General features: G+C 60.5%; 35 protein-coding genes. All 35 read right to left on the bottom strand.

The features are described from left to right. Positions 1–31 precede the first annotated feature (31 nt). Complete coding sequence (gene rpsD / locus GX515_01370) at positions 32–658, bottom strand: 30S ribosomal protein S4 (GenBank protein ID HHY31660.1); 627 nt, start codon at positions 656–658, stop codon at positions 32–34. Positions 659–701: 43 nt separating this feature from the next. After that, positions 702–1,091, bottom strand: coding sequence for a 30S ribosomal protein S11 (gene rpsK / locus GX515_01365; GenBank protein HHY31659.1), 390 nt, complete (start codon positions 1,089–1,091; stop codon positions 702–704). 18 nt (positions 1,092–1,109) lie between these two features. After that, a complete protein-coding gene (rpsM, locus tag GX515_01360) occupies positions 1,110–1,481 on the bottom strand; it encodes a 30S ribosomal protein S13 (GenBank protein HHY31658.1) in 372 nt (123 codons plus the stop codon). A gap of 20 nt (positions 1,482–1,501) precedes the next feature. Then, complete coding sequence (gene rpmJ / locus GX515_01355) at positions 1,502–1,615, bottom strand: 50S ribosomal protein L36 (protein HHY31657.1); 114 nt, start codon at positions 1,613–1,615, stop codon at positions 1,502–1,504. Between the two features lie 94 nt (positions 1,616–1,709). Beyond that, positions 1,710–1,928, bottom strand: a complete 219-nt coding sequence (infA, locus tag GX515_01350; protein HHY31656.1) for a translation initiation factor IF-1 — start codon at positions 1,926–1,928, stop codon at positions 1,710–1,712. Continuing rightward, positions 1,921–2,211, bottom strand: a complete 291-nt coding sequence (locus GX515_01345; GenBank protein HHY31655.1) for an RNA-binding protein — start codon at positions 2,209–2,211, stop codon at positions 1,921–1,923. Before GX515_01345 ends, infA begins: the two co-directional genes overlap by 8 nt. 29 nt (positions 2,212–2,240) lie before the next feature. After that, positions 2,241–2,990, bottom strand: a complete 750-nt coding sequence (gene map / locus GX515_01340; GenBank protein HHY31654.1) for a type I methionyl aminopeptidase — start codon at positions 2,988–2,990, stop codon at positions 2,241–2,243. After that, positions 2,977–3,660, bottom strand: coding sequence for an adenylate kinase (locus GX515_01335; GenBank protein HHY31653.1), 684 nt, complete (start codon positions 3,658–3,660; stop codon positions 2,977–2,979). The genes map and GX515_01335 overlap by 14 nt, the downstream gene beginning before the upstream one ends. A gap of 32 nt (positions 3,661–3,692) precedes the next feature. Continuing rightward, positions 3,693–4,943: a preprotein translocase subunit SecY gene (gene secY, locus GX515_01330; GenBank protein HHY31652.1), complete on the bottom strand. Its 1,251-nt coding sequence runs from the start codon at positions 4,941–4,943 to the stop codon at positions 3,693–3,695. Position 4,944: 1 nt separating this feature from the next. Continuing rightward, the gene (rplO, locus tag GX515_01325) at positions 4,945–5,385 is read right to left on the bottom strand and encodes a 50S ribosomal protein L15 (protein ID HHY31651.1); all 441 of its coding nucleotides are present in this window, start codon (positions 5,383–5,385) and stop codon (positions 4,945–4,947) included. 13 nt (positions 5,386–5,398) lie between these two features. After that, entirely contained in the window at positions 5,399–5,578 is a 180-nt protein-coding gene (gene rpmD, locus GX515_01320) for a 50S ribosomal protein L30 (GenBank protein ID HHY31650.1), read from the bottom strand. 58 nt (positions 5,579–5,636) lie between these two features. Beyond that, the gene (gene rpsE, locus GX515_01315; protein HHY31649.1) at positions 5,637–6,128 is read right to left on the bottom strand and encodes a 30S ribosomal protein S5; all 492 of its coding nucleotides are present in this window, start codon (positions 6,126–6,128) and stop codon (positions 5,637–5,639) included. A 25-nt stretch (positions 6,129–6,153) separates the two neighbouring features. Further along, positions 6,154–6,522 carry a 50S ribosomal protein L18 gene (locus tag GX515_01310; protein HHY31648.1) on the bottom strand — a complete coding sequence of 123 codons (369 nt, stop codon included), beginning with the start codon at positions 6,520–6,522 and terminating at the stop codon, positions 6,154–6,156. A gap of 33 nt (positions 6,523–6,555) precedes the next feature. After that, the gene (rplF, locus tag GX515_01305; protein ID HHY31647.1) at positions 6,556–7,113 is read right to left on the bottom strand and encodes a 50S ribosomal protein L6; all 558 of its coding nucleotides are present in this window, start codon (positions 7,111–7,113) and stop codon (positions 6,556–6,558) included. 104 nt (positions 7,114–7,217) lie between these two features. After that, on the bottom strand, positions 7,218–7,616 hold the full coding sequence (gene rpsH / locus GX515_01300) for a 30S ribosomal protein S8 (protein HHY31646.1): 399 nt from the start codon (positions 7,614–7,616) through the stop codon (positions 7,218–7,220). Positions 7,617–7,659: 43 nt separating this feature from the next. Next, the gene (locus GX515_01295) at positions 7,660–7,845 is read right to left on the bottom strand and encodes a type Z 30S ribosomal protein S14 (GenBank protein ID HHY31645.1); all 186 of its coding nucleotides are present in this window, start codon (positions 7,843–7,845) and stop codon (positions 7,660–7,662) included. Positions 7,846–8,035: 190 nt separating this feature from the next. After that, positions 8,036–8,578: a 50S ribosomal protein L5 gene (gene rplE, locus GX515_01290; protein ID HHY31644.1), complete on the bottom strand. Its 543-nt coding sequence runs from the start codon at positions 8,576–8,578 to the stop codon at positions 8,036–8,038. A gap of 19 nt (positions 8,579–8,597) precedes the next feature. Then, complete coding sequence (locus GX515_01285; protein ID HHY31643.1) at positions 8,598–8,918, bottom strand: 50S ribosomal protein L24; 321 nt, start codon at positions 8,916–8,918, stop codon at positions 8,598–8,600. Positions 8,919–8,948: 30 nt separating this feature from the next. Beyond that, on the bottom strand, positions 8,949–9,317 hold the full coding sequence (gene rplN / locus GX515_01280; protein HHY31642.1) for a 50S ribosomal protein L14: 369 nt from the start codon (positions 9,315–9,317) through the stop codon (positions 8,949–8,951). A 64-nt stretch (positions 9,318–9,381) separates the two neighbouring features. Further along, positions 9,382–9,624, bottom strand: a complete 243-nt coding sequence (gene rpsQ / locus GX515_01275) for a 30S ribosomal protein S17 (protein HHY31641.1) — start codon at positions 9,622–9,624, stop codon at positions 9,382–9,384. A 28-nt stretch (positions 9,625–9,652) separates the two neighbouring features. Beyond that, positions 9,653–9,856: a 50S ribosomal protein L29 gene (gene rpmC / locus GX515_01270; GenBank protein HHY31640.1), complete on the bottom strand. Its 204-nt coding sequence runs from the start codon at positions 9,854–9,856 to the stop codon at positions 9,653–9,655. Next, positions 9,846–10,280 carry a 50S ribosomal protein L16 gene (rplP, locus tag GX515_01265; GenBank protein HHY31639.1) on the bottom strand — a complete coding sequence of 145 codons (435 nt, stop codon included), beginning with the start codon at positions 10,278–10,280 and terminating at the stop codon, positions 9,846–9,848. The genes rpmC and rplP overlap by 11 nt, the downstream gene beginning before the upstream one ends. Positions 10,281–10,282: 2 nt before the next feature. Beyond that, positions 10,283–10,942, bottom strand: a complete 660-nt coding sequence (rpsC, locus tag GX515_01260; protein HHY31638.1) for a 30S ribosomal protein S3 — start codon at positions 10,940–10,942, stop codon at positions 10,283–10,285. 3 nt (positions 10,943–10,945) lie between these two features. After that, a complete protein-coding gene (rplV, locus tag GX515_01255; GenBank protein HHY31637.1) occupies positions 10,946–11,284 on the bottom strand; it encodes a 50S ribosomal protein L22 in 339 nt (112 codons plus the stop codon). A 33-nt stretch (positions 11,285–11,317) separates the two neighbouring features. Continuing rightward, positions 11,318–11,602, bottom strand: a complete 285-nt coding sequence (rpsS, locus tag GX515_01250; GenBank protein ID HHY31636.1) for a 30S ribosomal protein S19 — start codon at positions 11,600–11,602, stop codon at positions 11,318–11,320. Positions 11,603–11,623: 21 nt separating this feature from the next. Continuing rightward, a complete protein-coding gene (gene rplB / locus GX515_01245) occupies positions 11,624–12,448 on the bottom strand; it encodes a 50S ribosomal protein L2 (GenBank protein HHY31635.1) in 825 nt (274 codons plus the stop codon). A gap of 71 nt (positions 12,449–12,519) precedes the next feature. Next, the gene (gene rplW / locus GX515_01240; GenBank protein ID HHY31634.1) at positions 12,520–12,807 is read right to left on the bottom strand and encodes a 50S ribosomal protein L23; all 288 of its coding nucleotides are present in this window, start codon (positions 12,805–12,807) and stop codon (positions 12,520–12,522) included. Further along, entirely contained in the window at positions 12,804–13,430 is a 627-nt protein-coding gene (gene rplD / locus GX515_01235) for a 50S ribosomal protein L4 (GenBank protein HHY31633.1), read from the bottom strand. Before rplD ends, rplW begins: the two co-directional genes overlap by 4 nt. A gap of 15 nt (positions 13,431–13,445) precedes the next feature. After that, the gene (gene rplC, locus GX515_01230) at positions 13,446–14,090 is read right to left on the bottom strand and encodes a 50S ribosomal protein L3 (protein ID HHY31632.1); all 645 of its coding nucleotides are present in this window, start codon (positions 14,088–14,090) and stop codon (positions 13,446–13,448) included. A 76-nt stretch (positions 14,091–14,166) separates the two neighbouring features. Then, entirely contained in the window at positions 14,167–14,475 is a 309-nt protein-coding gene (rpsJ, locus tag GX515_01225) for a 30S ribosomal protein S10 (protein ID HHY31631.1), read from the bottom strand. 221 nt (positions 14,476–14,696) lie between these two features. Beyond that, a complete protein-coding gene (tuf, locus tag GX515_01220; GenBank protein ID HHY31630.1) occupies positions 14,697–15,902 on the bottom strand; it encodes an elongation factor Tu in 1,206 nt (401 codons plus the stop codon). Positions 15,903–15,940: 38 nt separating this feature from the next. Next, the gene (gene fusA / locus GX515_01215; GenBank protein HHY31629.1) at positions 15,941–18,019 is read right to left on the bottom strand and encodes an elongation factor G; all 2,079 of its coding nucleotides are present in this window, start codon (positions 18,017–18,019) and stop codon (positions 15,941–15,943) included. A 97-nt stretch (positions 18,020–18,116) separates the two neighbouring features. Next, a complete protein-coding gene (rpsG, locus tag GX515_01210) occupies positions 18,117–18,587 on the bottom strand; it encodes a 30S ribosomal protein S7 (protein HHY31628.1) in 471 nt (156 codons plus the stop codon). A 140-nt stretch (positions 18,588–18,727) separates the two neighbouring features. Next, a complete protein-coding gene (gene rpsL / locus GX515_01205) occupies positions 18,728–19,147 on the bottom strand; it encodes a 30S ribosomal protein S12 (protein HHY31627.1) in 420 nt (139 codons plus the stop codon). Between the two features lie 110 nt (positions 19,148–19,257). After that, on the bottom strand, positions 19,258–19,509 hold the full coding sequence (locus GX515_01200; protein ID HHY31626.1) for a 50S ribosomal protein L7Ae-like protein: 252 nt from the start codon (positions 19,507–19,509) through the stop codon (positions 19,258–19,260). Positions 19,510–19,512: the final 3 nt, after the last annotated feature.

Genomic DNA, 19,512 nt, shown 5'->3' with positions numbered 1-19,512 from the left:
CCCCTGCGACCCGTTGGATGGCGCTGTCATCTTATCTGGAGTACAGCTCAACCACCATGTGTTCCTGAACGGGCACGTCGATCTGGTCCCTTGTGGGCAAGCTGAGCACGGTCGCGCTCAGGCCGTCCGGATGCAGGGACAGCCACGCGGGCACCGTACGACCTTGACCAGCTTCCGCCACTTGCTTGAACCGCGGAAGTTCGCGGCTTCCCTCGCGCACGGACACAGTATCTCCAGGCTCCACGAGGTACGACGGTATGCTGACCTTGTTGCCGTTCACGGCGATATGACCATGCCTGACCATCTGTCGCGCCTCGGCCCTGGAGCTCGCGAAACCAAGCCGGTAAACCACGTTGTCCAGTCTAGATTCGAGTATCTGAAGAAGCGCTTCTCCTGTGACGCCCCGTTTCCTGGAGGCCATCTCGAAGTAGCGTTCGAACTGCCTCTCGAAAACCCCGTATATTCGGCGTAGCTTCTGCTTCTCCCGCAACTGGATCGCGTATTCGGACATCTTCTTGCGCCCCTGCCCGTGTTCGCCGGGGGCGTAAGGCCTGCGATCAACCGAGCATTTCTCGGTGTAGCACCTCTCGCCTTTCAGATATAGTTTCATACCTTCACGCCGGCACAACCTGCACACGGATCCTGTGTACCTGGCCATTTGAGCTTCCACCTCCTGATGTTGCCAACGCCGTCCCGTTCAATCAAACCCTCCTGCGCTTCGGCGGCCGGCACCCGTTGTGAGGGATCGGGGTCACGTCGCGGATCATGTTCACCTCAAGCCCCGTAGCCTGCAGAGACCTGATCGCCGCTTCCCGGCCCGCTCCAGGGCCTTTCACTAGCACCTCCACCTGGCGCATGCCGTGGTCCATGGCCGCCCGTGCGGCTGCCTCCGCAGCCATCTGCGCGGCAAACGGAGTGCCCTTCCTGGAGCCTTTGAAACCCTGCTTCCCCGCGCTCGACCACGCGATCACAGCGCCCTGAGGATCTGTTATCGTGACGATGGTATTGTTAAACGTCGACCGGATGTGGGCAACCCCGCTCTCGACGTTCTTGCGCTCACGCCTTTTCGCTTTGGTCGTCTTCCTCGGCACGCTTCATGCTCTCCTTTCTCACTTGGATCTCCTCACGCCCACTGTCTTCCTGGGGCCCTTTCTCGTCCGGGCATTGGTCCTCGTGCGCTGGCCCCTAACTGGCAAGCCCCTTCGGTGACGAAGGCCCCTGTAGGTGCCGATATCGATGAGCCGCTTGATGTTGGCTGCTTGCTCGGCCCGCAGTTCGCCCTCGACCTTATACTCCTTGTCTATGACCTCCCGTAGACGCGTGATCTCCTCCTCGGTAAGGTCACGGACCCTGGTGTCGGGGTTTACGCCGGTTTTCTCGAGAATCTGCCTCGAAGTCGTGAGGCCCAACCCGTATATATAAGTCAGGGCTATCTCGATTCTCTTGTCTCTCGGAAGGTCAACCCCCGCGATCCTAGCCATTCCTTCATCTCACCTCCGCCCTAGCCCTGGCGCTGCTTGTGCTTGGGGTTCTCGCAAATGACCCGGAGCACGCCTTTGCGCCTTACTATTTTGCACTTGTCGCATATCTTTTTGACCGACGGCCGAACTTTCATCTTAACCCCCCCTGGTGTCCCCGGTTAGTGCCAATTGATGCCCAGCCCCCAGGAGACCACGCACAGCCTAGTTCGGGCTTGGTTCCGACGCAATTCACTTGAACCTGTAAGTTATCCTGCCCCTGGTCAGATCGTAGGGTGACAGCTCGACGCTCACCCTGTCTCCAGGCAGAATGCGTATGAAATTCATGCGCATCTTGCCCGAAACGTGAGCAAGAACCCTGTGCCCGTTTTCGAGTTCAACCCGGAACATCGCATTGGGCAGCGCTTCGATGACGGTTCCCTCGACCTCAATGGCATCTTTCTTACTCATGAGACCAGTCCGCCTTCCCGCAGGAATCATTCTCAACCGACCTCAAAGCCTCCCGGACCTCCTCATCGGTTACGCGCGCCCCTGCAAGGAGCTTCGATCCGACATGGCCGTCCACTTTTCGCGTCCACATCAGATGACGCACGTTCTTCTTCTTTGGGTTGGACACTCGGCGGTAAGTCCCGTCAACGACCGCGACGAACGTGTCGTCGATCACCTGCATTACGATGTACCGTCTCCCCCTGTCTCTCCCCGCGATCGATACGACAACCTGACCCGGTCGCATCTCCACTTGCGCACCGACCTCCCATATACTCACAGAGCGGTCAGTATCTCAGGACCATCCGACGTCACCGCCACGGTGTGCTCGAAGTGAGCCGACAGCGAGCCGTCGCGCGTGACGACCGTCCAGTTGTCGTCAAGAGTGACTACGTCGAAACTCCCCGCGTTCACCATGGGCTCGATGGCAAGCGTGGCGCCTGGCCTAAGTTCGGGCCCCGGGTCGCCTCGGACTACGAAGTTGGGCACCCTGGGTTCCTCATGGACGCTTCGCCCGATGCCATGCCCCGCCAGCGCCCTGACCACGGAGAATCCGTGCGATTCCACGTGCTCCTGGATGGCCCTGGAGATGTCGACGATGCGTTTCCCAGGCAGGGCTTGCTCGATGCCCTTGTAGAGAGACTCTTCGGTCACGCGGAGGAGGCGCACAGCGTCAGCGGATACCTTTCCCACGGGAAACGTCACAGCGGAGTCCCCGTGGAAGCCATCCACCATAGCGCCCACATCGACGCTGACTATGTCGCCCTCCCGCAGGCGCCGGCTGCCCGGGATGCCGTGGACGACCTCATCGTTCACAGAGATGCACGCGCTGGCAGGAAAGCCGTACAACCCTTTGAACGACGGCACCGCGCCTCGAGCCCTGATGTAGTCCTCCGCGAACCTGTCGATATCGCCAGTCGTGATGCCCGGTCTGATGAAGTCGGCGAGCTCCTTTAAGAGACCGGCCAGCACCAGCCCGGCTTTTCTCATGCTCGCGATCTCGGCAGGCGTTTTACGAATGACCATTGGAGCTACTTTCCTCAAGATGATTGCCTTCTTCAAGTGCAGATATGATCGACTGTGTCACTTCGTCGATGTGCTTCTCGCCATCGACCGTCACAAGCAGGCCTCTTTCCCGGTAGAACTCCACGAGCGGTTCGGTTTCCGCCGTGTATACCCTGAACCGCTTCCTGACGGTCTCCTCGCGATCATCGTCACGCTGGTAAAGCTCCCCGCCACACTCGGGGCACTTTCCCGCCTCGCGTGGAGGATTGAACTCGACGTGGTACACAGCCCCGCATTGCCTGCATTGCCTCCGCCCCGACAGCCTCCGCACGACTGTCTCGGCGCGCGCGCTGATGTTCACCGCCGCGTCGAGGGCCACGCCCAGATCCCGCAACACGTCGTCGAGGGCCCTGGCCTGAGTGAGGTTCCGCGGGAACCCATCCAGGATGAAACCCGAACGTGCGTCCGCATGAGCGAGTCTATCCTTGACCAGCCCGATCGTGACGTCGTCCGGGACCAGCTTCCCGGCGTTCATGTACTTGCGGGCCTCCAGGCCCAGAGGCGTTTTCCGGGCAAGCGCTTCCCGGAACATCTCGCCGGTCGAGACGTGCGGGATGCCGAAACGCGAGCTCAGCCTCTCGGCCTGCGTGCCTTTGCCGACCCCCGGCGGGCCCAGTAACACAAGGCGCATCGCGACAACGCCTCCCATGACTTTCACATTAGCTACTTCATGAAGCCCTCGTACTGCCTCATCACGAGGTTTGCCTCGATCTGCTTCATCGTGTCGAGCGCCACCCCTACCACAATGAGGAGAGCAGTGCCGCCGAAATAGATCGTGCTGAGCCGGGTAATGCTCGTCATGATGTTAGGCAGCACCGCGACGACAGCGAGGAACAGCCCGCCGACCAGGGTTATCCTGGTGAGCACCCGGTCGAGGTACTCGGCAGTGGGCCTTCCCGGCCTGAGGCCTGGGATGAAGCCGCCGTACTTCTTCATGTTGTTCGCCACTTCAGTCACGTTGAAGGTGATCGCTGTGTAGAAGTATGTGAACGCGACCACCAGCACCGCATAGATCACCATGTACGAGATGCTATCGCCGCGAAGCCATTCCGTGAGAAACGCGAGCTTGGGAACAAACTGAGCGATGGTAAGCGGGAACGTCAAGAGCGACGAAGCGAAGATCACCGGTATCACGCCCGCCTGGTTCACGCGGAGCGGGATATGAGTGGTCTGTCCGCCGTAGACCCGCCTTCCTACGACCCTCTTCGCGTACTGAACAGGGATCCTCCTGGCACCAAGGGTGATCCATATGACGCCCACGACCGACGCGAGCCCAAGGACAAGGAACAGCACCACGTTGATCGGGCTGATGCCGCCCCTTCCGATAGTCAGCACGGTCGTGTGCACCCCGGCCGGAAGCCTCGCTATTATGCCGGTGAAGATTATGAGCGAGATCCCGTTACCGATCCCGTGCTCTGAGATCTTCTCGCCGAGCCACATCAGAAACGACGTGCCAGCCGTGAGGGTCACAACGATGAGAAGCACCGGAAGGATGCCGGGATCCTCAATCGCGCCCCGTATCCCCATGGTAACTCCGAGCGCCTGGATAACGCCCAGCACCACTGTGCCGTACCTGGTCCACTGCGCGATCTTGCGCCTTCCCTCGACGCCTTCCTTTGAGAGCTCCTCCAAACTCGGGATCACGATGGTGAGGAGCTGGAGTATAATGGAGGCCGTGATGTATGGGTTCACTCCCATTGCAAACACGGTGAACCTGCGCAGCGCTCCACCCGAGAAAAGGTCGAGGAATTGAAAGATGCCTGTCTCCCCGTAGGTCTCGATCAGCCTGGTCACATCGACGCCCGGCACCGGGATGAACGAGCCGATCCTGAACACCGCGAGCAGCAGCGCGGTATAGATGATTTTCTTTCTCAGGTCAGGAACCCTGAAGGCGCTCGCAAGTGATCCCAGCAACCTATATCACCTCAGCTTTGCCGCCCGCCTGCTCGATCTTCTCACGCGCGGAGCGCGTGAAGGCATGCGCCCTCACGGTGAGCGGCCGAGTTATCTCTCCGTTGCCAAGTATCTTCACACGGTCGCAGGCTCGCCTTATTATACCAAACTTCCTGAGGTCCTCGGGTGTGACTTGCGAGCCTTCCTCAAACATATTAAGCTCAGAAAGCCTGACCTCGGCGAAGTCCTCCTTGAAGCGGTTCGTGAATCCGCGCTTCGGCACCCTTCGGACGAGCGGCATCTGGCCGCCCTCGAACATCGCGCCCTTGGCGCCGCCGGAACGAGCCTTCTGACCCTTGTGGCCCCTCCCCGAAGTCTTGCCGTGACCGCTTCCTATGCCCCTGCCCACCCTCTTGAGATAGTGGCGGGCGCCTTCCGGCGGAGCGAGTTCCTCAAGCCTCAACCTTGCCACCTCCTTACTCCGTGACTTCCTCCACGTCCACCAGATGGTCGACTCTCCGCACCATTCCCCGCACTTGGGGATTGTCCGGTAGGACGACGGTTTTGTTCAGCCTCGTAAGGCCGAGGGCCTGCACGGTTGCCCTCTGCACCCTCGGCGCACCTATCGTGCTATGTTTGAGCGTTATCTTCAACATCTTGGCTGCCTTGCCGGCACCGTTTGCGCCCAAGGACATCCAATACACCCCCGCTTCCCTACAGCAGCTCCGACACGGCTTTCCCGCGCAACTTGGCGACATCCTCGGCTTTCCTGAGAGACTTGAGCCCCTTCACGGTGGCACCCACCATGTTGAACGGGTTGGACGACCCCAGGGACTTGGTCAGGATGTCCTTTACGCCCGCGAGCTCCAAGACGGCCCGAACCGGCCCGCCAGCTATCACGCCCGTGCCGGGAGCCGCAGGTTTCAACAAAACCTTGCCCGCCCCGAATTCACCGATGATCTCGTGAGGGATCGTCGTCCCCACCACCGGGACATCGAACATGTTCTTGCGGGCCTCCTCAGCTCCCTTGCGTATCGCCTCGGAAACCTCAGACGCTTTGCCGATGCCCGTGCCTACGTGCCCGTTCTCGTCGCCCACCACGACGAGGGCGCGAAAGCTCCGGGTGCGGCCGCCCTTGGTTGTCTTGGCCACAGGGTCAATGCTGACAACCTTCTCTTTAAGCTCCTGGCTTTCAAACTCCATCATCGTTTTTCACCAACTCCCCCGGACGCTAGAACTCAAGCCCGCTTTCGCGCGCGCCCTCTGCAACAGCGGCAACCCTTCCATGGAACAGGTTGCCCCCGCGGTCAAACACCACTCTCTTGATCCCCTTCGCTTGCGCCCGCTCCGCGATGACCCTGCCCACCAAGCGCGCGGCCTCCACGTTGCCCCCGTTCTTGACCTGGGCTCTCACCTCTGGGTCGAGGCTCGACGCAAACGCGAGGGTGGTGCCCGACTCGTCGTTGATGACCTGGGCGTAGATGTGCCTGAGCGTCCTCGCTACAGAGAGCCTCGGAACCTCCGACGTGCCGGAGACCTTCTTTCTTATCCGCATGTGCCGCTTGGCCCGGGCAACCTTCCTATCCTTGCGCTTGAACATAGCCTATCCTCACCCTCCATGGCTCCGAGCCTACTACTTCTTCCCGCCCGCAGCAGCCTTGCCGGCCTTGCCAGCCTTTCTGCGAACGTGCTCGCCTTCGTACATGATCCCTTTGCCCTTGTATGGCTCAGGCGGCCGCACGGCCCGGATGTTCGCGGCGGTCTGGCCGACAAGCTCCTTGTCTATGCCCTTGACCACCACCTTCGTAGGGGTTGGAACCTCTATCTCGAGGCCTTCAGTCGGTTCTATCTCGACAGGGTGCGAGAACCCTATGCTAAGCACCAGCTTCCTGCCTTGTTTGGCCGCTTTGTAGCCGGTGCCGGAGATAACGAGCGACTTCTCGTAGCCCTCCGTAACACCTTTGACCATGTTAGCTACGAGCGTCCTCGTCAGGCCGTGCAATGCCCTGCTCTCCCTGTCATCGCTGGGCCGCTCCACTACAACCCTGTCGCCTTGGACGAAGACTTTCATGTTCCGGGCGACGTCTCTCTGGAGCTTGCCCTTGGGCCCCTTGACTACAACGGTATTGCCGCTGACCTCCACCTCGACGCCTTTCGGCAGCACTATCGGCATTCTCCCGATCCGGGACATCATTTCACCCCCTCACGACCTGTCCAGGAGCCTCCAGATGTTTCCGCGCGCAGCCGTGCTCGATGTCGCAAGCACTATATGCGCGTGGTCCCACCGGTCTAGTCTCACCAGACATAGCAGATGACCTCGCCACCCACGCCCTCTCTGCGCGCCTTTCTGTCGGCCATGATGCCCTTGGGCGTGGAGATAACCGCGATCCCAAGACCCCCGAGGACCCTGGGCAGCTCGTCCTTCCCGGCGTAAACCCGCAGTCCGGGCTTGCTTATCCTTTTCAAGCCGGTTATGACCCTCTGCTTGTTCGGACCATACTTGAGGTATATGCGCAGCGTCCCTTGCTTGCCGTCGCTTATGACCTCAAAGTCCTTGATGAATCCCTCTTCCTTGAGGATCTTCGCGATTTCGCGCTTCACCCGCGAGGAGGGGACTTCAACGACGTCCCTTGCCACAGTATTGGCATTTCGGATCCTCGTTAGCATGTCAGCGATGGGGTCCGTCGTTACCATTCGCATCGACCTCCTCCACTTGCAGGCCTTCCCGATGGACCTATCACCAGCTCGCCTTGGTCACTCCAGGGATCTCGCCCCGGAGAGCGAGCCTACGGAAACAGATCCTGCACATGTCGAACTTCCTCATGTACGCCCTCGGCCGCCCGCAAATGGGACACCTGTGGTAGGCCCTCACGCGGAATTTCGGCGGCCGCTTCTGCTTCTCGATAAGGCTCTTCTTCGCCAAAGCCATCCCTCCAATAAAGCACTGGAAACCCTTTTAGCGTCTCAACATTTCGTCATATCGCGTCGCGCCACCCGCGCCGCGCGCCGCCCGCCGCCCGTAAGTCGCAGGTCCGATGCCAGCGCTGCGCCGCGCTGCCCGCGTCACCCGCGTCCCCATTCCAGGGGAAACCACCCGAGCGGGTTCTGTTGGGCTACCTTCTGAATGGCATCCCAAGGGCTTTGAGGAGCTCGTACGCTTCCTCATCGGTTTTCGCCGTCGTAACTATGGTGATGTCCATACCCCGTATCTTGTCAACCTTGTCGTAAACGATCTCGGGGAAAATGAGCTGCTCCTTCACACCTAGGGAGTAGTTCCCCCTGCCGTCAAACCCGTCCGGAGAGACTCCCCGGAAGTCGCGGATCCTCGGCAGGGCCACGTTGAACAGCTTGTCAAGGAAGTGGTACATCCTCTCCCCCCGGAGAGTTACCTTGCAGCCTATCGGGACTCCCGCCCTCAGCTTGAAGGCTGCGATGGACTTCTTGGCCCTGGTGATGAGCGGCTTCTGCCCCGATATCGCCGCGAGATCCGCCGCGGCCGAGTCGAGCATCTTGGGGTCCGCGACTGCGTCGCTTACCCCCATGTTCACGACGACCTTCTCGACCTTGGGAATCTGCATCACACTTTTGTAGCCGAACTTCTCGCGGAGGGCAGGTGCAACTTCCTTCAGGTATCTTTCCTTGAGCCGCGCCGCCACTTACCGTCACCCCCGTGTCCTACTTGTCTATCTCGCGCCCGCACTCCTTACATACCCGCACGTGCTCGCCGTCCTCGGCGATGTGCCTTGCGACCCGCGTCGGCCTGCTGCACTTCGGGCAAATAACCATCACCTTCGCCAGGGGCACGGGCTCCGCCTTTTGGATGACACCCCCCTGGGGAACCAGGCGTGTCGGCTTGGTGTGGCGCTTCACCACATTGACGCCCTCCACGAGCACGCGTCCCTCCGCGGGAAGCACCCGCAGGACCTTCCCCTTCTTGTCCTTGTCCTTGCCAGACAGGACGATGACCATGTCGCCCTTCTTTACGTTAGGTTTCATCCGGCTCAAAGCGCCCGCCTCCTTGTGGCTCTACAGCACTTCAGGGGCGAGGGAGACTATCTTCATGAAATCCTTGTCCCGCAGCTCTCTTGCGACGGGACCGAAGATCCTAGTGCCCCTGGGATTGTTCTGGTCGTTTATGATGACCGCGGCGTTCTCATCGAACCTGATGTAAGATCCGTCGGGGCGGGGGATCTCCTTTTTCGTCCGGACTATTACGGCCCTCACGACCTCGCCCTTCTTGACCACGCCCCCGGGCGCAGCCTCCTTGACGCTCGCTATGATAACATCGCCGATTCCAGCGAACTTCCTGTTCCCGCCCCCGAGCACCCGTATACACATGATCTTCTTCCCGCCGGTGTTGTCCGCGACGGAAAGCATGGTTTGCGGTTGAATCATCTCGCCCACCCTCCTCGACAAAAGGGCACTGGCCACACCCGGCCGGGGGCCTTGGGTGCGCCCGCTATCTCGCCCTTTCCACGATCTCCACTACACGCCACCTCTTACGCTTACTGAGGGGCCTTGTCTCCATGAGCCGCACCTTGTCGCCGACTTTCGCCTGGTTTTGCTCGTCGTGGGCCATGAATTTCGTGGTTCTCTTGATCGTTCGCTTATAGAGCGGATGCCTGATGGTCCGCTCAACCGCTACCACGACGGTCTTATCCATCTTGTCGCTGACGACGGTGCCTACGCGAATCTTGCGCATACCCCGGTCATCCACAAAGCAACCCTCCTTATGCCTGGTTAATTCCAAGCTCCCGCTCGCGCAGGACCGTCTTGACTTGCGCTATCGTCTTGCGGACCTCGCGCATGCGCATGGGATTATCGAGCTGACCGGTGGCAACCTGAAATCGAAGGTTAAAAAGCTCCTCCTTCAGCGATTCCAGCCTGCGCTGGAGCTCCTCGCTGGTGAGGTCGCGGATGTCCTTAACCTTCACTTGCCTCACCACCTACTTCTTCTCGCTTGACGAACTTGGACTTTATGGGAAGTTTGAACGCTGCGAGACGCATCGCCTCTCGCGCAACTTCCTCCGGCACCCCAGCGATCTCGAACATCACCCTGCCGGGCTTCACCACCGCCACCCAGTACTCGGGGTTCCCCTTCCCGCTCCCCATGCGGGTTTCCGCGGGCTTCTTCGTGACGGGCTTATCCGGGAAGATCTTGATCCAAACCTTCCCACCCCTCTTGATGTACCTTGTCATGGCGATCCTCGCGGCCTCTATTTGCCGGTCGGTTATCCACCCGGGTTCGAGCGCCTGAAGCCCGTATTCGCCGAGAAAGAGCTCGGAGCCGCGGACGGCCTTGCCCGTCATCCTCCCACGTTGGACCTTACGGTGCTTGACTCTCTTGGGCTGCAGCATTTTCACCGACTCCCTTCGCCAGCGGCCTTCTCTTTCTCAGGAAGCACGTCGCCCTTGTATATCCACACCTTGACGCCGATTCTGCCGTAAGTGGTGTGTGCCTCAGCGAATCCATAGTCTATGTCAGCCCTTAGGGTATGAAGGGGGATCTTCCCCTCGCTGTAACCCTCGGTGCGGGCGATCTCCGCGCCAGCGAGCCTGCCTCCGACCTTCACCTTCATGCCCTGGGCGCCCATCTTCATGGCCCTCGTCAAGGCCTGCTTCATAGCACGCCGGAAGGAGATGCGCTTCTCTATCTGGGAAGCGATGTTCTCCGCCACGAGCTGGGCATCGATCTCCGGGTTCTTGACCTCGACGATGTTCACCGACACGTGCTTGCCAGTGATCGCCTCGAGATCTCGCCTGAGCTGCTCAACCTCCTGCCCGCCCCTTCCGATCACCATGCCGGGACGCGCCGTGTGTATGTTGACCTTGACGCGTGTGGCCGCCCTCTCGATCTCGACCCGGGAGACCCCCGCGTTGTAGAACCTGGTCTTCACGAACTGCCTGATCTCGCGGTCCTCGTGCACCAGCTCGCGATAGGCCTTCTTGTCATACCATTTCGCGGACCAGTCCTTGATAATCCCGAGCCTCAGGCCAAGGGGATGAACCTTGTGGCCCACTCCTCACCCCTCCTTCTCTTTCAGGACTACGGTTATGTGGCTCGTGCGCTTCATGATCCTCACTGGGATCCCGCGCATCCTCGGCCGCCAACGTTTCATGGTAGGGCCTTCATCGACCCTGGCCTCTGCCACGTAGAGGTCGTCCTTGTTCATTTCGAAGTTGTGCTCCGCGTTCGCCATAGCTGACTTCAGGACCTTGATGATGATCCTCGCGCCTTTCTTGGGCGTGAACCTCAAGATCGCCATGGCGTCCGAAGCGCTCTTGCCCCGTATCAGGTCCATGACCTGCCTAGCCTTTCGCGGAGCTATTCTCACGTAACGCGCAACAGCGCGAGCTTCCATGCTTGCCACCCCCTCCGGGCCTCGACAGGCACCTTACTTCAACGCCGTGGACCTTTCAGTGTGGGCCCCATGCCCGCGGAAGGTCCTCGTCGGAGCGAACTCTCCCAGCTTGTGACCGACCATATCCTCGGTGATGTAGATCGGAACGTGCCTGCGGCCGTCATGGACCGCGATCGTGTGGCCCACCATCTCGGGGAAGATGGTTGAGGCTCTGGACCACGTCTTTATGACTTCTTTGTGACCCTTCTCGTTGAGCGCCCGTATCTTTGCGAGCAGTTTTTCATTCACGTAAGGGCCCTTCTTCAGCGACCGTGACATCAGCCTACCTCCTTCCCCTGGCTACTTCCGTCTCCTGACAATGAGCCTATCCGACGGCTTCCTCTTTCTCGTTTTGTAGCCCAACGTGGGCTTCCCCCAAGGGGTGAGCGGTGAAGGATGCCCTATCGGAGCGCGGCCCTCTCCACCGCCGTGCGGATGGTCGACGGGGTTCATGACAACGCCCCGTACCTCAGGCCGCCAGCCCATGTGACGCTTTCTCCCGGCCTTGCCGAGACGCACGATCTCGTGTTCCACGTTTCCGACCTGCCCGATGGTGGCCTTGCACTCAAGGCGCACCAGCCGCACCTCGCCGGAAGGAAGCCTCACGTGTGCGTAGTCACCCTCTTTGGCCATCAGCTGGGCGCTCATGCCCGCTGCCCTTGCAAGCTGCCCGCCTCTCCCGGGCACGAGCTCCAGGTTGTGGACGACTGTCCCAACTGGTATCTCACGCAACGGAAGCGCGTTTCCAGGCTTTATGTCAGACCCTGGACCTGACATCACCGTGCTGCCGACCTCGAGGCCGAGCGGCGCGATGATGTACCTCTTCTCGCCATCGGCGTAGTTAAGCAGCGCGATCCTCGCGGACCTGTTGGGGTCGTATTCGATGCTGGCGACCTTCGCGGGCACCCCATCCTTGTCGCGCTTGAAATCGATGATGCGAAGCTTGCGCTTGACTCCGCCGCCCCTGTGCCTCACCGTTATCCTGCCATACACATTGCGGCCGCCGGTTTTCGGGTTGTGAGCGAGGAGAGATCGTTCAGGCTCCTTCGCCGTGAGCTCCTCATACGTCAGCGCGGTCATGAACCGCCTTCCCGGTGTCACCGGCCGATACCTTTTAACTGCCACCTTTCGCCCCTCCTTAACCTAACGATACCGCCAGAGGGGGAGCCGGCTGCCACAGCCGGCTGTCACAGCAACTATACACCCTCAAAGAGCGGGATCTTGTGGTCCTTCTCCAGGGTTACAACAGCCTTCTTCCAATCAGGGGTCTTGCCCTCAAACCGGCCCATTCTCTTGGTCTTGCCAGGCACGCGGAGGGTATTGACCTCCTTCACCTTGACCTTGAAGATCTCCTCGACGGCCTCTTTTATCTCGGTCTTGCTAGCCCTGACATCCACCATGAAAGCGTACTTGTTCTCCTCGAGCTGCTTCGTGCTCTTCTCTGTAACGAGCGGCCTTATGATCACATCTCTAGGCGACTTCACCTGCTAAGCACCTCCCCGACGGCCTCAACCGCGTCGCGGGTGAAAACGAGCTTCTCATGGTCTAGGATGTCGTATACATTGAGGCCGGAAGGCACGAGCATCTTCACCCCCGGCAGGTTTCTCGCCGAAAGCTCGACGTTCTTGTCGGGTTCCCTCGTCACCACCAGGGCCTTCCCGTCCGCATCGAGCTTCTTGAGAATGGCCGCCATCTGCTTGGTCTTTGGTTCCTGAAACGTCAGCCCCTCGAGAACGACTATCTCGTTGGCTTGCGCCTTCGAAGACAGCGCCGAGAGAAGAGCCAGCCTACGGACCTTCTTAGGAAGTCTGTATGCGTAGTCCCTCGGCGTTGGCCCGAAAAGGGTTGCCCCACCGCGCCATAGGGGCGACCTGCGGCTTCCCTGCCTCGCGCGGCCCGTCCCCTTCTGACGCCAGGGTTTTATCCCGCCGCCCGACACCTCGCCTATGGTCTTCGTCTTCGCGGTTCCCCGCCTTCTCGATGCAAGCTGCATAACCACAGCTTCGTGGAGAACGGCCTCGTTCACCGGGACGCCGAAGATGGAGTCAGGCAGCTCGTATTCGCCTATCTTGTCACCCTTCATGTTGTACAAAGGCGCCATTGGCATCTACTTCCACCTGCCTCACTTCTTCTTTTTGACGGTGGTCTTGACTGCCTCTTTGACGAGGAGCAGCCCCCCGCGCCGTCCCGGAACGGACCCCTTTACCAGGAGGAGGTTCCGCTCAGGATCGACCTTTACGACCTCGAGGTTCTGAATGGTGACCCGCTCTGCGCCCATCCGTCCTGGGAGCTTCCGCCCTTTGAAGACCCGGGCGGGGTCAGTCGCGCCTAGGGACCCTACTCTACGATGGTACATCGAGCCGTGGCCCATGGGGCCCCTCCTGAAATTCCACCGTTTGATGACGCCGGCAAACCCTTTGCCGAGCGAGGTACCCACTACGTCGACTCGGTCACCCTTAGTGAAGATGTCCACCTTGATCTCAGTCCCCACGTCGTAGGGGCTGTCGTCCTTCACCCGGATCTCCCTGAGATACCGCATGGGCTTAACCCGCGCGCGTTTGAAATGGCCGCGCTCAGGCTTTGTCAGGAGGCTCTCACGGATCTCCCCGAACCCAAGTTGAATCGCTGTATAGCCGTCGCTTTCTTTGGTCTTCTTTTGAACGACGACACATGGCCCGGCTTCGATGGCGGTCACGGGAATGACCTCCCCGTTCTCGCCAAACACCTGTGTCATGCCGAGTTTCCGTCCGAGTATGCCTTTGGGCATTTGTCGCGCACCTCCCTGCTGTTCATGTGCCCTGCGCACCTACCCGGGGCCCCGTGCGGCGCCCCAGGCCGCAAGGCTAGAGCTTGATCTCGATGCCCACTCCGGCAGGAAGGTCCAGCCGTATCAGGTCGTCTACGGTCTTGGGCGTGGGATCGATTATGTCGATGAGCCTCTTGTGAGTTCTCATCTCGAACTGCTCGCGCGAGTCCTTGTCCACGTGAACCGACTTCAAAACCGTGTATACGCTTTTCTCGGTCGGAAGCGGTATGGGACCGGAGACACGTGCTCCGCTGCGCCTCGCCGTTTCCACGATTTTCTCCGCCGACTGGTCCAGCAGCCGGTGGTCAAACGCCTTCAGCCTGATCCTGATCCTCTGCTCAGGCATGTCTAGCATACCTCCCAGTCATCGCCTGATCACGTTCGCAGACATACTCCGCCGGAATTCCCCTGCCACGCAGGCAACCTCCGGCATCATCGCCAGGAGGGGCAGGCCGCGTCATGCCGGCCATCCGACAATTCGCGCCACGGCGCGGTCGCGTGCCGGCCAGGCCGGCGGCCTGCCCCATCCCTTCACCTCGAAGATGGGCATGCCCGCTACGCGCACTCTTACGCGAGTATCGACGTGACCACGCCCTTGCCCACGGTGCGCCCGCCCTCGCGGATGGCGAACCGGAGCCCCTCCTCCATGGCGATGGGCGTGATGAGCTCGATGGTCATTCTGATATTGTCGCCGGGCATTACCATCTCTACCCCTTCAGGAAGGACCGCGGTGCCGGTAACGTCGGTCGTCCTGAAGTAGAACTGCGGACGGTATCCGGTGAAGAACGGCGTGTGACGGCCGCCCTCCTCCTTGCTCAGCACGTACACCTCAGCCGTGAACTTGGTATGAGGCGTGATTGAGCCGGGCTTTGCGAGCACGTGGCCTCTCTCGATCTCGTCCTTGTCGATGCCCCGGAGGAGCACACCGATGTTGTCGCCTGCCTGGCCCATATCGAGGGTCTTCCGGAACATCTCGACGCCGGTGACCACGGTCTTCCTGACCTCATCACTGAGCCCTACGATCTCAACCTCGTCGCCGACCTTGACGGTGCCGCGCTCCACTCTGCCCGTGGCCACGGTGCCGCGGCCGGTGATGGAGAACACGTCCTCCACAGGCATCAGGAACGGCTTGTCTACCTCACGCTGCGGTGTGGCAACATAGTCGTCGACCGCATCCATGAGCTTCATGATGCTTCCGCACCACTTGCAGTCCCTGCTCCCGCAGCCACACTCGAGCGCCTTGAGGGCAGAGCCCCTCACGAACGGGATCTCGTCCCCAGGGAACTCGTTCTTGGAGAGGATCTCTCTGACCTCCATCTCGACCAGGTCGATGAGCTCCTCCTCGCCCTCCATCCTGTCGACCTTGTTCAGGAAGACCACGATGTAAGGCACACCGACCTGCCTCGCGAGCAGCACGTGCTCCCTCGTCTGAGGCATCGGTCCGTCCTCAGCGCTCACCACGAGGATGGCGCCGTCCATCTGTGCCGCGCCGGTGATCATGTTCTTGATGTAGTCGGCGTGGCCAGGGCAGTCCACGTGCGCGTAGTGACGCTTCTCGGTCTCGTACTCCACGTGGCAAGTGGAGATGGTGATGCCACGCTCCCGCTCCTCCGGAGCATTGTCGATCTCTTCGAATTTCTTGTAGGTAGCCATGCCGTGCTTGCTCAGGACCAGCGTGATCGCCGAGGTCAAGGTTGTCTTGCCGTGGTCGATGTGCCCGATGGTCCCCACGTTCACATGCGGCTTTGTCCTCTCAAACTTCTGCTTGGCCATTCTCAAGTCATCCTCCCTTGGCATAGGTCTTCACTTTATCACGAGTACCTCCCGCGCGCAGACACGGCCTCAGCGATCTGCGCGGGAACCTCCTCATAACGCATGAAATGCATGACGTAGGTTCCTCTCCCCTGCGTAAGCGACCGCAGGTCAGTGGCGTACCCGAATGTCTCCGCAAGAGGCACGTGAGCCCTGATAATCTGGGACGGGCCTCGCCTCTCCATGCCCTGCACCCTGCCACGCCTGGCGCTGATGTCCGCAATGACATCCCCGGTGAACTCCTCCGGGATGACTACTTCCATGCGCATCAGAGGCTCCAACAACACCGGGTTGGCCCGCCTCGCACCATCCTTGACGGCCATGGATGCCGCTATCTTGAAGGCCATCTCGGACGAATCCACCTCGTGGTACGATCCGTCGAAGAGCGTGACCTTGATGTCTACCAGAGGATAGCCCGCAAGCACCCCGGACTCCATGGCCTCGCGGGCGCCAGCTTCCACCGCCGGGATGAACTCCTTGGGTATAGCTCCCCCGGTAACCTTGTCCTCGAACTCGAACCCGCTTCCCGCAGGCAGCGGCGAAAGCACCAGCTTCACGTGGCCGTACTGTCCTCTGCCACCCGTCTGCCTGATGAACCGGCCCTCGCTCTCCACGGTTGACCGTATGGTTTCCCTGTACGACACCTGCGGCTTGCCGACGTTCGCCTCGACCTTGAACTCGCGGACGAGCCTGTCGATGATGATCTCCAGGTGTAGCTCGCCCATGCCCGAGATCACGGTCTGCCCTGTCTCGGGATCCTGCCGGACGTGAAAGGTCGGATCCTCCTCAGCCAACTTGGCGAGCGCAGCGCCGAGTTTGTCCTCGTCGGCCTTGGTCTTCGGTTCCACCGCCACCGAAATAACGGGCTCCGGAAACTCTATGGCCTCCAGGACGATCGGCCTTTCTTCGTCACTGAGCGTGTCGCCGGTTGTGACCTCCCTGAGGCCCACAGCCGCGACGATGTCGCCCGCGCGCGCCACGTCCACATCCTCGCGGTGGTTCGCGTGCATCAGCAGTATCCGCGCGAGCCTCTCTTTCTTGCCCTTCGTCGCGTTGTAGACATATGACCCAGCCCGCACGACTCCAGAGTACACCCGGAAATACGTGAGCTTGCCCACGTACGGGTCGGCCGCTATCTTGAACGCCAAAGCGGCAAGCGGCTCGCCGTCTTCTGGCGCCCTTTCCTCCTCCTCACCGGTCTTGGGGTTGATCCCCTTCACCGGCGGAAGGTCACTCGGCGCCGGAAGATACTCCACCACCGCGTCGAGAAGGGGCTGGACGCCTTTGTTGCGAAACGCCGCGCCGCAAAGCACCGGGACGATCTTCGCCGCGAGGGTCGCCTCGCGAAGCGCCCGCTTCAGCTCTGACGCGGATATCTCCTCACCCTCGATGTACTTTGCCATTATGGCATCATCTAGATCAGCCAGGGCTTCGATGAGTTCCTCGCGTCGCCTTGCAGCCTCTTCGCGCATCTCCGGAGGTATGTCGGTAACCTCCGTCTGCATGCCGAGGTCGTCGAGGTAAACCACGGCCTTTCCCTCGATGAGGTCGATTACGCCCTTGAAGCCTTCCTCACACCCTATGGGCATTTGGATCGGAACACCCCGCGCACCGAGCCTAGCGCGGATCATGTCCACCGCGCGGTCGAAATCCGCCCCAACACGGTCCATCTTGTTCACGAAGACGATCCTCGGAACGTGGTACCGGTCGGCCTGCCGCCATACGGTCTCCGTCTGAGGCTCCACACCGCCCACGGCACACAGCACTGCGATCGCGCCATCTAGCACGCGAAGCGACCGCTCAACCTCCATGGTGAAGTCCACGTGCCCGGGCGTGTCTATGATGTTTATCCGATGGCCCTTCCAGAAGCACGTTGTGGCCGCAGCGGTTATCGTGATGCCGCGCTCCTGTTCCTGGACCATCCAGTCCATCGTTGCCGCGCCCTCGTCCACTTCCCCAATCTTGTGCACGCGCCCGGTGTAGAAGAGGATGCGCTCGGTGGTCGTGGTTTTCCCGGCGTCGATGTGTGCCATTATGCCGATGTTCCTCGTCTTTTCAAGTGGGAACCTTTCGTCCACCTTCCATCCCCTCCTTTCTCGCAACGAATGTCAAGCGGGAAGCCGGACTCAAGTAACGTTCCAAATCCCATGCCACTTGCGACTTCAAAAGAAAGACCTACCATCTGTAATGAGCGAACGCTTTGTTGGCCTCGGCCATTCTGTGGGTGTCTTCCTTCTTCTTCACGGAAGCCCCCTGGCCAGCCGACGCGTCGAGAATCTCACCCGCCAGCTTCTCGGCCATGCTCCTCTCCGAGCGTGCTCTAGCGTTCTGCACGAGCCAGCGCAGCGCGAGCGCCGTGCGCCTTTCAGGGCGCACCTCCATCGGCACCTGATAGGTTGACCCGCCGACCCTCCGCGGTCTCACCTCGAGCACAGGCATGACGTTCTTGACCGCCCGCTCGAAAACCTCCATCGGATCCTTGCCGCTCTTCTCCCGAACAATGTCCATGGCGCCATAAAAGATGGACTCCGCAACGCCTTTCTTACCCCTGAGAAGCAGCTTGTTGATCATCTGCGCCGCGAGGACGTTTTGGAACACCGGATCTGGCACGGTCTCACGTTTCACCACCCCGCCCCTCCTGGGCATCCGCACCCCTCCTTTCCCAAGCACATTCTTTATAGTATCTGGCTACCCTGGCCGGCCTATGCCGTCTGACGCCGGGATGGACCTACCAGCAGCCACCGTTCCGCAGTGGGTTCCCCGGCCGCCTTGCTTGAGAGTCAATGCTACGCCTTTGGACGCTTCGCCCCGTACTTCGAGCGCCCCTTCTTGCGATTTGCGACGCCCGCGGCGTCGAGCGTGCCGCGGATAATGTGATACCGAACACCAGGGAGGTCCTTGACCCTGCCGCCTCTTATGAGCACCACGGAGTGCTCCTGCAGGTTATGACCTATCCCCGGAACATACGCCGTCACCTCGAGCCCGTTCGTGAGCCGCACACGCGCGATCTTGCGAAGCGCGGAGTTGGGCTTCTTGGGCGTCGTCGTCCTCACTACGGTACACACTCCCCTTTTCTGGGGGGACCCTTTCGCTGTGTACTCCGACCGCCGAGTGAAAGAGTTGTAATGCCACCTAAGCGCCGGCGCCGAGGACTTTTCCGCAACCTTCTCCCGGCCTTTGCGTACCAGTTGACTGATGGTTGGCATGCGACCTGGCACCTCCTTCCCTTGAGTCCTCCATACACAGAACATGCCCCTTCCACCTCAGGGTGCAAGGGGCATGCAGGATCGTCTCCTTCGGTCCTTTGACCCCGGCTTCAATCCACCAGGATTGCGGCTGAGGCCGCGCCTACTTCAATACCGCATGCTTTCCCGAGTTGCGCCATGGTATCTACGTGGACGACCTTGACACCATTCGCCTTGCACAACTCTATTACGTTCTTTATGACCCGTTCCTCAGCATCCCTGGCCAGATAGATGACTCTTGCTTCTCCCCTTTCGAGAGCCTTGATGGTTTGCTTCGTGCCGACAGCCTTACGCTTCGCCATCCTCAACTCTTCGTGGGACATCTT

This window comes from Bacillota bacterium (assembly GCA_012842395.1).
Lineage (GTDB): Bacteria > Bacillota > SHA-98 > UBA4971 > UBA4971 > UBA6256.
This window is presented reverse-complemented; position numbering and strand designations above follow the sequence as displayed.